The sequence below is a fragment of the Klebsiella pneumoniae complex sp. WS1778 genome (genome assembly GCF_049472055.1).
GTDB classification, from domain to species: Bacteria; Pseudomonadota; Gammaproteobacteria; order Enterobacterales; family Enterobacteriaceae; genus Klebsiella; species Klebsiella quasipneumoniae.
The window spans coordinates 939,035-952,049 of the sequence record NZ_JBKGTJ010000001.1; the positions used below are offsets into that span (position 1 = coordinate 939,035).

General features: G+C 60.5%; 12 protein-coding genes and 1 pseudogene. 3 read left to right on the forward strand and 10 right to left on the reverse strand.

The window, feature by feature from the left end:
* Nucleotide 1 precedes the first annotated feature (1 nt).
* Nucleotides 2–1,384: a glycoside-pentoside-hexuronide (GPH):cation symporter gene (locus tag ACLEXF_RS04825; RefSeq protein ID WP_043519650.1), complete on the forward strand. Its 1,383-nt coding sequence runs from the start codon at nucleotides 2–4 to the stop codon at nucleotides 1,382–1,384.
* Nucleotides 1,385–1,427: 43 nt separating this feature from the next.
* Nucleotides 1,428–3,032 carry a carbohydrate porin gene (locus tag ACLEXF_RS04830; RefSeq protein WP_043519651.1) on the forward strand — a complete coding sequence of 535 codons (1,605 nt, stop codon included), beginning with the start codon at nucleotides 1,428–1,430 and terminating at the stop codon, nucleotides 3,030–3,032.
* A gap of 39 nt (nucleotides 3,033–3,071) precedes the next feature.
* On the opposite strand, the gene pptA is transcribed toward ACLEXF_RS04830, so the two are convergent.
* The 10 genes and pseudogenes from pptA to ACLEXF_RS04880 all read right to left on the reverse strand — a co-directional run bounded on the left by pptA (nucleotide 3,072) and on the right by ACLEXF_RS04880 (nucleotide 12,224).
* Complete coding sequence (gene pptA / locus ACLEXF_RS04835; RefSeq protein WP_002906690.1) at nucleotides 3,072–3,299, reverse strand: tautomerase PptA; 228 nt, start codon at nucleotides 3,297–3,299, stop codon at nucleotides 3,072–3,074.
* A 70-nt stretch (nucleotides 3,300–3,369) separates the two neighbouring features.
* Nucleotides 3,370–3,987, reverse strand: coding sequence for a glutathione S-transferase family protein (locus ACLEXF_RS04840; protein ID WP_004202727.1), 618 nt, complete (start codon nucleotides 3,985–3,987; stop codon nucleotides 3,370–3,372).
* 77 nt (nucleotides 3,988–4,064) lie between these two features.
* A complete protein-coding gene (locus tag ACLEXF_RS04845; protein WP_072140557.1) occupies nucleotides 4,065–4,916 on the reverse strand; it encodes a transporter substrate-binding domain-containing protein in 852 nt (283 codons plus the stop codon).
* A gap of 38 nt (nucleotides 4,917–4,954) precedes the next feature.
* Nucleotides 4,955–5,734 carry an amino acid ABC transporter ATP-binding protein gene (locus ACLEXF_RS04850; protein WP_004202729.1) on the reverse strand — a complete coding sequence of 260 codons (780 nt, stop codon included), beginning with the start codon at nucleotides 5,732–5,734 and terminating at the stop codon, nucleotides 4,955–4,957.
* Nucleotides 5,718–6,644, reverse strand: a complete 927-nt coding sequence (locus ACLEXF_RS04855; RefSeq protein WP_004202730.1) for an amino acid ABC transporter permease — start codon at nucleotides 6,642–6,644, stop codon at nucleotides 5,718–5,720. Before ACLEXF_RS04855 ends, ACLEXF_RS04850 begins: the two co-directional genes overlap by 17 nt.
* Nucleotides 6,645–6,653: 9 nt before the next feature.
* Nucleotides 6,654–7,163, reverse strand: a complete 510-nt coding sequence (locus ACLEXF_RS04860) for a GNAT family N-acetyltransferase (RefSeq protein WP_004202731.1) — start codon at nucleotides 7,161–7,163, stop codon at nucleotides 6,654–6,656.
* Nucleotides 7,164–7,174: 11 nt separating this feature from the next.
* Nucleotides 7,175–9,438, reverse strand: a pseudogene (locus ACLEXF_RS04865) (NtaA/DmoA family FMN-dependent monooxygenase).
* 24 nt (nucleotides 9,439–9,462) lie between these two features.
* Nucleotides 9,463–10,584 (reverse strand): M20 peptidase aminoacylase family protein, encoded by a 1,122-nt coding sequence (locus ACLEXF_RS04870; protein ID WP_043519653.1) that lies wholly within the window; start codon nucleotides 10,582–10,584, stop codon nucleotides 9,463–9,465.
* Complete coding sequence (locus ACLEXF_RS04875) at nucleotides 10,574–11,581, reverse strand: MsnO8 family LLM class oxidoreductase (RefSeq protein ID WP_064187171.1); 1,008 nt, start codon at nucleotides 11,579–11,581, stop codon at nucleotides 10,574–10,576. Before ACLEXF_RS04875 ends, ACLEXF_RS04870 begins: the two co-directional genes overlap by 11 nt.
* A 91-nt stretch (nucleotides 11,582–11,672) precedes the next feature.
* Nucleotides 11,673–12,224 (reverse strand): shikimate kinase, encoded by a 552-nt coding sequence (locus ACLEXF_RS04880; RefSeq protein WP_043519654.1) that lies wholly within the window; start codon nucleotides 12,222–12,224, stop codon nucleotides 11,673–11,675.
* Nucleotides 12,225–12,319: 95 nt separating this feature from the next.
* Here ACLEXF_RS04880 and ACLEXF_RS04885 point away from each other — a divergent pair, with 95 nt between their 5' ends.
* The gene (locus ACLEXF_RS04885; RefSeq protein ID WP_049116190.1) at nucleotides 12,320–13,015 is read left to right on the forward strand and encodes a class I SAM-dependent methyltransferase; all 696 of its coding nucleotides are present in this window, start codon (nucleotides 12,320–12,322) and stop codon (nucleotides 13,013–13,015) included.

A 13,015-nucleotide genomic window follows, 5' to 3' on the forward strand; every position in this document is an offset into this window, starting at 1 on the left:
TATGGCAGAAACAACGTTTACCCTGTGGCGGCAGCGCCTTGGCTATGGCATTGCCGATCTCTCCTGCAACCTTGTGTGGCAGATGATCTCTCTGTATCTGATGTTTTTTTACACCGACGTGATGGGCCTCCCGGCCTATTACGTCGGCCTGATGTTTCTGGTCACCCGACTGGTGGACGGCGTGGCCGACGTGCTGATGGGGCTGGTAATCGACAATACCGCCACCCGCTGGGGGCGCTGCCGTCCGTATCTGCTGATTGGCGCGATCCCCTTTGGACTGCTGTGTATTCTGGCCTTCTACGTGCCCGATTTCGGCACCACCGGTAAGCTGATCTACGCTTTTGTCACCTATTTGTGCCTGTCGTTTCTCTATACCCTCGTTAATATTCCATTCTGCGCCATGCTGCCGTTTCTGACGAACGACTCGCGAGAGCGCACGACGCTGTCGGCAGTGCGTATTCTGCTCGGCTCGCTCGGGGCGACCATTGTCGCGGTCGCCACTCTGCCGCTGGTTGGCGCGCTGGGGAAAGGCAATCAGGAGCACGGCTTCTTCTATACGGCGGTAGTTTTCGGCGTTATTGCCACCTTTTTTCTGCTGGTGAGCTTCCGGAACGTTAAGGAAAATATCAGCATTACTCAGGAGCGCATGACCTTAAAACGCGCCTGGGTCAGCCTGCGCGCCAATCGACCGTGGTTCGTCTTCGCCATCAACATTTTCCTGATGTGGGGCGCGTTTTTCTTTCAAACCGGGGCGCTGGTGTACTTCTTCCATTATTACGTCGGCAATAACGAACTCACGGCGGTCGTCGCCGGAATCTCCACCTTCGTTCCCCTGCTGGGCACCCTCACCGTGCCGCTGCTCGCCAGCCGAATGAAAAAGCGCCACGTGTATCTGGTCGCCAGCGCGATCAACCTGGTCGGCATGGGTATGATGATGGCGGCAGGCGTTAATAGCTGGGGTCTGGTTGCCGGAGCGGTCGTGTTATCGCTTGGCGCCGGACAGCGCACGGCAATTTACTTTTCCATGCAGGCCGATCCGGTGGATTACGGGGTATGGAAAACCGGCATCAATACCGCCGGCATTTTAACCTCCATCAACGGCTTTCTTGGCAAGGTGGCTATGGCGGGCGCAGGAGCCATTACCGGGGTACTGCTCTCATCCGCCGGTTATATCGCTAACCAGACGCAAAGCGACGGCGCGATGCTGGCGATAAAAGCCTGCTACCTCTATATCCCCGCGCTGCTGATTGTGGCCTCAATGTTGTGGATGGGTCGCTTCTACCGCCTCGACGACCAGTACGAGCAGATCCGCGCTGACCTTGACGCTGGACGCCGTGCGCCGTCGAACGCATCGTCTGTTGGTGGAGAAAACCACGCCCTGTAAGGCGCAGCACACCCTTCATACCTCTGAAAAAATAAGGATTGATATGCGTATCTCTTTGATAAGCGCAGCGGTTTGCTGCGCCCTTTTTTCGGCTTACGGCGCGAGTGCGGCCCCACTCACTGTCGAGCAACGGCTGGCTCTGTTGGAGGCCCGGCTAAATCATGCGGAGCAGGAGGCGGGAGAAGCTAAACGCCGGGCGCAGCAGGCGGAGCTGCGCACCAGCGCCGCGGAACAGCGCGCGGCGGCAGCGGAAAAGCAGGTGCAGGCGCTCAGTCAGCGCACCGCAGCGACCGAGCAAAAGCAGCAGGACACCGACAAACAGTTGGCGAAAAGCAGCCTCAGCGATGGCTTCGAGTTCAACGCCTACGCCCGCTCCGGAATGTTAGTCAACAGCCACGGCAAAGGCGCCCGCGGCGGGCCAGGTATCTCCCCGGCCAGTTCGCTCAACGGCGATGCCCACGTCGGCCGTCTCGGCAACGAAAAAGATAATTACGCTGAGCTGAGCTTTGGCAAAAAGCTTACCTTCAACGATGGCTCATGGGCGCGCTTTAAGACCATGCTCGCCGACGGGGCCACCAACCCGGATCCGTGGGTTCAGGATAACGACAGCCACCATCTGAACATTCGTCAGCTGTACGTCGAGATGGGCGACTTCGCCGAGTTCACCGGGCCGTTAAAACGCGCCTCGATCTGGGCTGGCAAGCGCTTCGATCGGGATAACTTCGATATCCACTTTACCGATAGCGACATCATGTTCCTCGGTGGCACCGGCGGCGGGATCAATGATGTCGACTGGGGAAGCGGCCTGCGCGGCGATTATTCGGTGTATGCGCGTAACTTCGGCGACCTTGGCAGCGATAATTACGCGGATAATGACATCCAGAATCTGCTGTTCACCGCAAACCATTTTTACGGAAACTGGCAGCTGATGACCACGGTGATGACCGCCCAGGGCAACGATGACCTGAAAGATAATACCTCGACCACCGGGAGCTATGCCCTGCGCAGCGATAACACCGCCAAAAACGGCTACTACGCGATGCTGGCCCTCCACGACAAACAGCAGTTCTACGGCCTGGCGCCGGGGGTGTCGGAAAGCGCCCTGCAGTACGGCGTCGGGCTGGGCGCCGAAGCGCGTCAGCCGGGGAGCGATGGCGACCTGACCGAGAACGCGGCCTCCCTACGCTTTGCGTCGTACGGGATCCTGCCGCTGGGGAAAAACTGGCAGCTGGCGCCGTCGGTGATCGCCCAGCACAGCGAAGACCGCTATCGCGACGGCGACCGCTACGACTGGGCGACGTTTAACCTGCGGGTATCGCAAGGGATCTCCGCTCACTTCGCCCTGCTGTATGAGGCCTCGTGGCAGTATATGGATCTCAATCCGAACGGGCGCAGCTATCGCTATAATGACAACGTTTATCAGTATCAGGCGGTGCGCGGTGATTTCTACAAGCTGACCTTCGCCCCCACCTTTAAAGTGGGCGATGTGTTTGATATCAAAGCGCGGCCGGAGATACGTTTCTTTGTCACGTGGATGAACTGGGATAAAGACCTGGATCGTTATGCGATCAACGATGATTTCGGCAGCAAAGGCTTTACCGCTGGCGGGACATGGAACTTCGGCGTGCAGACGGAGATTTGGTTCTGACCGAGCGTCACTGGCGGGCATCATGCCCGCCAGTGGCAATTACATGCTATAACCCGGCTTCTTAATCAACTGCGCCATCTGCGGGGCGATCTCACTATCCCACACCGCCTGCCACGCGTCCGGCTCAACCTGGGTGAGCGCGACGCTGACCGCGCTCTCTTTGCTGTTCAGATGACGGATCAGCACCTCGGTAATGTCGGCGGCCAGTGCGGTTTTTTGTTCGTCAGTCAGTTCACGGGGAAAACATTTAATATCTACATGCGGCATAGCAAAGACTCCTTGTGGTCAGAGCCATAACGCTACCACACAATGGCCGTTATGGTTGGCATCGCGTGCGTTAAATCAGCTTGTTACGGCGCAGCGCCGCGGCCAGCTCCGGCCGCTGGTAGACCGCCCGGGCGACGGCGGCGAATTTTGGCGCGTGGTCGTCAAACCACGCCTGCCGCGGCCCCCAGCTGTACATCGCCGCGATATAACAGTCCAGGAGGGTAATCGACGCGCCCAGTGCCCACGGCCTGGCGGCCAGTTGCTGTTCGAACCAGAGATAGAGGTTGTTCCGGTACTGGCGACAATTCTCCACCAGCTGCTCCGCTGCGGCGGGCGCCCAGCGTTCCGGATAATCGGCATAGGTAAAGGTGGGATAGACATTAGCCACCAGCCAGACCAGCAGGCGCTGAAACTGCTGACGCTGCGGCGTCCCCGGCGCGGGGGCCAGGTCGGGACGCTGGTCGAGGATCATCAGCGCGATGGCGGCGGTTTCGGTCATGATGTTGCCGTCGGCCAGCCTCAGGGTGGGCACCTGACACAGCGGGTTAATCTGCCGCAGGCGCTCGCGCGCCGGGCCGGGCTGGTCAAAGCCCTCAACGTCAACCACCTCGTAGGGAATATCGGCCAGGGAGAGCATCAGCTCGCTAATCGTCGAGCCCCATCCCGGCACGCCATAAACGGTAATCATGGTCTGCCTCCAGGATAAAGCCTAAGTGTAGGCAGAAAATTACCGCTCACCCAACCGGCACACCATGGCCCGGGTGGTTAGTAGGTGATCCCCGGCGGGTTGACCACCGACTGCGCCACCGCCTCGCCCTGCTCTCCCCAGCGCGCCAGCACCTGCTGATATTCACCGCGGGCAATCGCCCCGTCGAGGGCTGCCTGCAGGGCAAAGACCAGGCCGTTGCCTTTTTTGGTGGTTGTCGCCACCCACGCTTTTTTCGGCCCCAGGCCTACCACCCGGGTCTGGCCATTAAGGGCCGCTTTATAGGCGGCCACCGACTGCGGGCCGAAAAAGATATCCGCCCGCCCGGACTGGATATAGAGGTTGCCGGAGGCATCATCGGTCAGGTAGACCGGCTGGGCCGGCGGCCGCCCGGCGGCCCGGTTGTCCTCATTCCAGCCCAGCAGGATCCGCTCCTGGTTGGTGCCGGACCCGACGATCACTTTGCGCCCGGCGAGGTCGGCGGGTCCGTTTACCGCGGCGATGTCGCTGGTGGATTTCACCGAGAAGGCCAGGGAGTCCACTCGGTAGGTGGCGAAATCGAACTTCTCTTTGCGCTTCTCGGTTACCGCGATATTAATCAGCGCCACATCGTAGCGGCCGGCGGCGATGCCCAGCGGCCAGTCCTCCCACGCGGTGGGCACCAGCCTGAGTTTCAGGCCAAGGCTTCCGGCCAGCAGGCGGGCCATATCCGGGTCGCTGCCGATCCGCGTGCGGTTGTCGCTGGCCAGCAGCGCCAGCGGCGGCGAATTGAGCGCCGAGATCGCCACCGTCAGCGTCCCCGGTTCCACGAAGCGATAGCCCGGTGGAATTTTCGCGATCGCCTGCGGGTCGCGGGTGACCGGCAATGGCTGCTCATTGGCGCGCAGATCCAGCGCCGCGTGAGCGTCCAGCGCCAGGGCGCTGAATACAAGGGTCGCTATCGCTCTGTTCATGACGGCAGCACCCTGGATAAAAACTGCCGGGTACGCGGATGCTGAGGATGGTTGAGCACCTCGTCGCTGCTGCCCTGCTCGACGATCCTGCCGTCGACCATAAACACCACCTGATCGGCCACCTCGCGGGCAAAGCCAACCTCGTGGGTGACCACCACCAGAGTGGTGCCAGAGCGCGCCAGCTTCTTGATGACATCCAGCACCTCGCCCACCAGCTCCGGATCCAGCGCCGAGGTGGGCTCATCAAACAGGATCACCCGCGGGTCCAGCGCCAGCGCCCGGGCAATCGCGATACGCTGCTGCTGGCCGCCGGAGAGATGCCGCGACCAGGCATCTGCTTTATTGCGCAGTCCAACCACGTCCAGCAGCTCCCAGGCACGGGCAATGGCCTCTTTGCGCGTGGCCTGCTTGTGGGCGATCGGCGCCTCTATCAGGTTCTCCAGCACCGTCAGGTGCGGAAACAGGTTAAAGTTCTGAAACACGTAGCCGACGTTGATCCGCTGGCGGAGGATCTCCTTCTCTTTCATCTCATACAGCTTGTCGCCTTTGCGGCGATAGCCGATATAGTCGCCATCAATCTGAATAAACCCCTCATCAACGCGCTCGAGGTGATTAATGGTGCGCAGCAGCGTGGACTTGCCCGAACCGGAAGGGCCGAGGATCACCGTCACCGTGCCCGGAAGTATCTCCAAGGACACATCGTCCAGCGCTTTGTGGCGGCCATAGTATTTGCTGACGCCGGTGATAGAGATATGGCCATTACGAGAGCTGGGCATGGACGGCCTCCTGGGGCTGTGGTTGACGTGCGGGTTGATTCAGACGGCTGCTGCGGGCGCTGTTCACCGCCGAGCGGCGCTCGCTGCGCGCCAGTCCACGTTCCACCAGGTACTGAATGGCGGAGAGAACGCTGGTGATCGCCAGATACCAGGCGGCGCCGACCATCAACAGCGGGATCACCTCCTGGGTACGGTTGTAGATCATCTGGATGGTGTAGAACAGCTCCGGCATCGCCAGGACATACACCATCGCCGTTCCTTTCGCCAGACTGATGATCTCATTGAAGCCGGATGGCAGAATGGTGCGCAGCGCCTGCGGCAAAATAATGCGCAGCGTGCGTCGCCAGGCGGGCAGCCCCAGCGCGGCAGCGGCCTCATACTGCCCATGGTCAACGCCGAGGAAGCCGCCGCGAATAATCTCCGCGGTATAGGCGCTCTGCACCAGGGTCAGGCCCACCACCGCCGTGGAGAATTGCCCCAGCACGTTTATCGTCTGGTAGCTGGCCCAGGTGACGCCGGTAAACGGGATCCCCAGCGACAGGGTGTCGTAAAGATAGGAGAAGTTGTACAGAATGATCAGCACTACAATCAGCGGCAGCGAGCGAAACAGCCAGATATAGCTCCAGGCGAGGCTGCTGAGCAGCCAGGATGAGGACAAGCGGGCCAGCGCCAGCAGGCCGCCGAAGATCACGCTCAGCACCGTGCCGAGCAGGGTCAGAAGCAGGGTTTGTCCCAGCCCTTCGAGGATCACCGGGTCAAAGAACCAGCGGGCGAAGACGCCCCACTCCCAGCGCGGGTTGAAGGCCACCGACTGGATCACTACCGCCAGCACCAGCAGGGCCACCAGGGCTCCCACCACCCGCAGCGGATAGCGCGCCGGCACCACTTTTATCGTTTCAGATGTATGCATAATGCCTCCTCAGGCGCTGTGGCTAAAGGCGCTCACCGCCAGCGCTTTAGTGAACCGCAGCCGGCCATCGTAAGGCGGCTGACTGTACTCTTCCGGGTCTCGCGCGAGGTCAAACTGCGCCTCATACCCCTGGCTGAGATAGAGCTTTACCGCCTCCGGCTGGCGGAAGCCGGTGGTCAGGTAGATATGGCTGTACCCGGCCAGCACCGCCCGCCGCTCCAGCTCCTGAACTACTTTCGCCGCCAGCCCCTGCTGGCGCAGACGGCGGTGCGTCCAGATACGTTTGATCTCTGCGGTGTGGCGATCCTTAGGTTTATAAGCGCCGGTGGCGATAATTTCGCCCTCACGCTCAAGGACGATAAACAGCCCCTGCGGCGGCAAATACCACTCGCTCAACTCCACTTCCGCATCGCGGGAAAAATAGTCGCCGTAGCGGGCGGCGTATTCAGCAAACAGCCCGCTAATAATCGGCTGCAGCTCCGGGGCGTCCGGAGAAATATCGCGGAATGCTTCGCTCATCGCGCCTCCTGTCAGTCGCCCAGCCCGGGCGGGTTGATTTCCGATTGCGGTATGCTTTCCACCCCTTCTCCCCAGCGGTTAAGCACTTTGGCGTAGTCCCCGCTGGCGATAGCGCCGTTCAGCGCCGCCTGGACGGCATTCACCAGCCCGCTGTCTTTTTTCAGCGTTACCGCGATATGCGCCGCTTTCGGCCAGCCGCCATCGACGCTGCCCACCAGTTTGGTTTTGCCGGTCAGCGCCGCCTTCCATGCGCCAATTACGTTAGGGCCGAAAAAGGCGTCGGCTCGCCCGGTCTGCAGCGCCAGCGTCTGGGCGGCATCATCCTTGGTGTAAACCGGGGTAAACGGCTTCAGCCCCTTCTTGACGTTCTCCGCGTTCCACGCCAGCAGGATCGCCTCCTGGTTAGTACCGGAGCCGACGATAATCTTCAGCCCGGCGATGTCCTCCGCCTTGTCAATTTTGTTCAGCGGACTGGTGCTTTTGACGTAGAAGCCCAGCGAATCTTTGCGGTAGGTGGCGAAATCGAACTTCTCTTTTCGCTCTTTGGTGACGGTAATATTGCTGATCGCGGCATCATATTTGCCGGAGGTGACTCCCAGCGGCCAGTCTTCCCAGGAGGTGGGAACTACGTTCACCTCCAGCCCGAGACTCTCCGCCACCAGCCGGGCGATATCCGCCTCGCTGCCGAGCAGGGTTTTGTTGTCATCGGCGAAGACCGTCAGCGGCGGTGAGTTCAGGGCCGCCACCGCGACGGTGAATTTCCCCGGCACCGCCAGATGCAGATCTTTCGGCAACAGGGCAATGGCCTTCGGGTTTTTCGCTGTGTGAATCGGCGTTTTGTTGGCCTCCAGGCTTACCCCGGTGCCATTGATCTTGACGTCCTGTGCCCACGACGAGGCGCTAAATGCTAACGCGACGGCCAGCAAGAGTGTTGTTTTCTGCATAGCGTGATTCTCTTTTCTTATTTTTGGAATTGATTAGCGGGTAGCGCCAGGCCCAGACTTTCCCGCAGGGTGGTGCCCGGATAGTCGCGACGGAACAAACCGCGCGCTTGTAACAGAGGCACCACCTCGTCAACAAAGCGCGGGAAGGTTTCCGGCGTGCCGCCCTGAATGATGAAACCGTCCGCCGCGCGCTGTTCGAACCACAATTGCAGGCCATCGGCGACATCGCTGGCGGTGCCGGTAAAGCGCGGACGTGGGCTCGCGGCCTCCAGGGCCACCTGGCGCAGGGTTAATCCCCGCTCGCGGGCGTGACGTTTAATCTCGTCGGTGGTGCTGCGGAAGCTGTTTTGTCCCAAGTCGCCAATATCCGGGAACGGTTCATCAAGCGGATACTGCGAAAAATCATGGTGTTCGAAATAGCGCCCAAGATAGTTCAGCGCATCCTCGATGGAAACCAGCGCCGCGGTAGTCTGGTACTGACGTTCCGCATCCTCGGCGTCATCCCCGACGATGACGCTGACGCCCTGGAAGATATGCAGTTGGTCCGGGGTGCGCTGATATGCGCTGAGTTGGCTTTTGACATCCTGATAAAATGCCTGCGCCTCGGCCAGCGATTCCTGATGGGTAAAAATGGCATCGGCGTGGCGTGCGGCTAATTTCTTGCCGTCGTCCGACGCGCCGGCCTGGAAAATAATCGGCCGTCCCTGTGGCGTGCGGGCAATATTTAGCGGCCCGGCCACTTTAAAGAAATCGCCATGGTGATCGAGCGTATGCAGTTTATTTTTATCAAAGAACTGGCCAGTCTCCTTATTGCGCACAAAGGCGTCCTCTTCCCATGAATCCCATAAGCCTTTCACCACCTGCAGATATTCATCGGCAATGCGATAGCGCAGCGCATGATCCGGATGCTGGGCCCGGGAGAAGTTTTTCGCCGACCCTTCCAGCGGCGAAGTGACCACGTTCCAGCCCGCCCGCCCCTGGCTTAAATGGTCAAGGCTGGCGAACTGTCGGGCGGTGGTAAACGGCTCGCTGTACGAAGTGGATAAGGTCCCCACCAGCCCCAGCCGCCGGGTAACCGCGGCCAGCGCGGAAAGCACCGTTAAGGGCTCGAAGCGATTTAAAAAATGGGGAATCGATTTTTCATTAATATATAAACCGTCGGCGACAAAAATAAAATCCAGCTTACCCGCTTCCGCTTTTAACGCCGTCTCTGTAACAAAATCAAAATTAATACTGGCGTCGGCCTGGGCCGCCGGATGACGCCATGCGGACATATTTCCCGATGCACCATGTAATATGGTTCCCAGACGCAATTGTCGATTTTCAGACATAGCTACCCCTTCCCCTGCCATCCGTTAAATGTGTTGTAACGCTTCTTCCGCGAGCCGGGCGAAATAATGTGCCGCGGGCGCAATCAGCCGTTCATCCGGATTAAATGCCGGATGGTGCAGACCATATTCGCTGGCGCTGCCGATGCTGACGAACGCCCCGGGAATATGCTGAAGATAGACCGCAAAATCTTCGCCACCGAGATGCAGATCGGCGTAGTGAGTGCGATACCCGGCCTGAGCTGCCACCTCGCTGGCGAAGTCGGCCCAGCGGGCGTCGTTGACCAGCGCCGTCGGGCCGGCGTACCAGAAGACGTCAATCTGCGCGCCAAAGGCGCTGGCGAAACCGGCCGCAATCTCGCTGACCCGGGCTTTGACACGCTGTTGCACTTCACTGCTGTGGGTGCGCAGCGTCCCCTCCAGTTCGACGCTCTCCGGCAGCACGTTCCAGGTATTGCCTCCCTGGATCCGCGTCACGCTGAGCACCACCGAGTCGAGGGTGTTCACTTCCCGGCTGGCTACGCTCTGCAGCACCGTCACCAGCTGGCTGGCCAGCAGGATCGCATCCTTTCCTTCATGTGGGCGGGCGGCATGCGCCCCCTTCCCGGTCACTTTGAAAACGAAGCGATCGACGTTGGCGTAGAACGCGCCGCCGCGGGTGGCAAATTCGCCCACCGGCAGGCCGGGCTCATTGTGCATACCAAAGATCGCCGACACGTCCTCCAGCGCCCCGGCGCGGATCAGGGTTTTCGCGCCGCCAAAATTTTCCTCCGCCGGCTGAAACAGGATCCGTACCCGCCCCGGGAGTTCCGCTTCCCGCTCCTTCAGCAGCAGCGCCGCCCCCAGCATCACGCTGGTGTGAATATCATGGCCGCAGGCATGCATCACCCCTTCATTTTGCGAGCGGTAAGGCAGACCGGTCGCCTCCTCGATGGGCAACGCGTCGATATCCGCCCGCAGGGCAATCACCTTGTCGCCGCTGCCGACTTCGGCGACCAGCCCGGTTTTCAGATCGAAGGGCAGCAGAGTCAGCCCGCCGCTCTGCAGCCAGTCGCGGATCCGCGCGGTGGTGGCTACTTCCTGTAGGGAGAGCTCTGGGTTCTGGTGCAGCTCGCGCCGCCAGCTAATCAGTTGTTGTTCAAAGGACATTCAGCACCTCCTTGCCGTAGTGAGCCTGCGCCAGCAGGCGCAGGGAGTGCAGGCGCGCTGGCCCGTCGCTAATGGGGGTATCAATGATGAGTTCACCCAGCCGATCTTCCGCCTGCAGCGCGTCAAGCCGGGCTTTAACCTGTTCGGGAGTACCGGAGATCAGTGAAGATTCGCGGCGGTGGATGCGTGTCGGCCGGCTGCCAGCCTGGCGGGCAAAGGCGACGGCCTGAGCCTCACTGCCGACGGTCACCCGCTGGCCGTTCTCCAGCTCGACGCCCCACACCTCGACCTGCTGCGCCAGCGCAGCGGCGGTGGCCGGATCGTCAGCCACCACCACCTGCACGGCGACGATCGCCTCACGCGGGCTGAGCTCGCGCCAGCGGTTGATCACCGTACGGCGCAGCGCGCTGTCGCCATTGAGATGGGCCGCAAACACGAAGTTCCAGTCAAGACGGGCGGCCAGTTCCGCACTCTCCAGGCTGGCGCCGAGCAGAAATCCGTCGGCCCGGCGCGGCGGGATCGGCGTGGCGCGCAGGCTCTCCTCTCCCCCTGGCTCAGTCAGTGACAGCCAGTTATCCAGCTGCGCCAGCTGATCGGCAAAGGTCCCTTTCTCCTCCTGATGCAGGCCCTGCTGCAGGGCGCGGGTGGAGAGCGGCAGGCCGCCAGGCGCCTTGCCCACCCCGAGATCGATGCGACCCGGCGCGAGGGCGGCCAGCAGGTTAAAGTTTTCCGCGACTTTATAGGGGCTGTAGTGCTGGAGCATGACGCCGCCGGACCCAAGACGAATGCGCCGGGTGTGGCCCAGCAGCCAGGCGATAACCAGCTCCGGAGAGGGGCTCGCCAGCTGATCGGTATTGTGGTGTTCGGCGACCCAGAAGCGGTGATAGCCCCAGGCTTCGGCGTGTTGCGCCAGCGTTAATGTGCGCGCCAGCGCCTGCGCGGCGGTTTCCCCGGCGGCAAGCGGACTTTTATCCAGGATACTGATTCGATAAGACATTTCGCAGGCTCATATGAAAGTACGTGCCTGCATTATTAAAATCTCTGCTAACTATTGAGAAACAATTAATTCACATGTGTACTGCTGAAAATTAGATATGCCCGCCTGACCGCTGCGCTTCCAGCTCGCGGAGCAGCGCCTCGGCCTGCCGCGGACTGCGCAGCCGGACGAAGCGAATATGCCGATATTGCGGATCCTGCATATCGGCCAGATAGCGTCGACGATTCTGCCGCCAGGTCTTCAGCGTCCAGAGGATGATGGATTCCCGGCTGCAGAACGAACGGCGGAAACTCTCGCGGTTGCCGGTGCCCGGCCATAGCTCCTGTTGTCGCCACGCCCGGCTCGCGGCCCGCCACACCGCCTGGCGCAGCGTGCGCCAGAGGCCATAATCCAGCCAGATCACCAGATCCACCTCGCGCCATTTGACCCCGCGGCTGCGATTGTAATTGCCATCCAGCACCCAGCCCGGCGAGGCCGTAGCGGCGGCAATAGCGGCGAAAAACGCCTCATCCGGCGTGCCCTGCCAGTTCGGCCGCCAGTACAGGCGATCGAGCTCGATCCAGGGTAGTCCCAGCCGGTGCGCCAGGCGCCGGGCCAGAGTGGATTTGCCTGAGCCGCTGGTGCCGACCACGTTGATGTTCATCTCTGTTTCTCCCTGGTAGCCAAACGAATACTTATTTCAATGTTAAATGGCGTATATAGTAGTGATGTTTATCAATGATAAAAGGTGTTTTCAGGATGAACCCCTATGAAGCCCGCTACAGACAACTGTTAGCCAACGGAGCCAGCGCCTGGGCGGGTGATGGTTTTGCCAGGGCAAAGATACAACAAGAAAAAACATTTCATTGGCTGGATGCCCATGGCTATTTACCCGCTCCCGGCGCGCCGGTACTTGAACTGGGATGTGGCAATGGTGCCATGGCAGCCCAGTATCTGGCGGAAAGAGGCTATGCCGTATCGGGTGTTGATGTGTCCGAAACGGCGATCCGCTGGGCAGAAGACCGTTTTCAGCAAGCGGGTCTGGACGCCACATTTTTCGTCGGCAACGTCTGTCATCTTTCTCAATGTGAGGATGCCCAGTTTGCCTTAATCATTGATGGCAGCTGTTTACATTGTCTGCTGGAAGATGAGCGTCGCCGTTTTTTCGCCGAGGCGAGAAGATTGCTGAAACCCGCAGGCCGGCTGGTGATCGGCTCGATGTGCGGGCTTCCTCGTTATGCTGAAGACCTCGCCACTTACGATCCTGTCAAGCATCATCTCCTGAAAGAGGGGCAGCCCTGGCGTACGCTTAAACCCCTCCCGGCTTTACTGAATGAGATACAGCAGGCGCAGTTTAGCGTCCTTACCACCAACGTTAAGCACAATGCCTGGTGGGATCATGCCACCATCGTTTGTTCGGCAAACGGGCCGTCGGCGGATCCTGAAGGGGCTTAA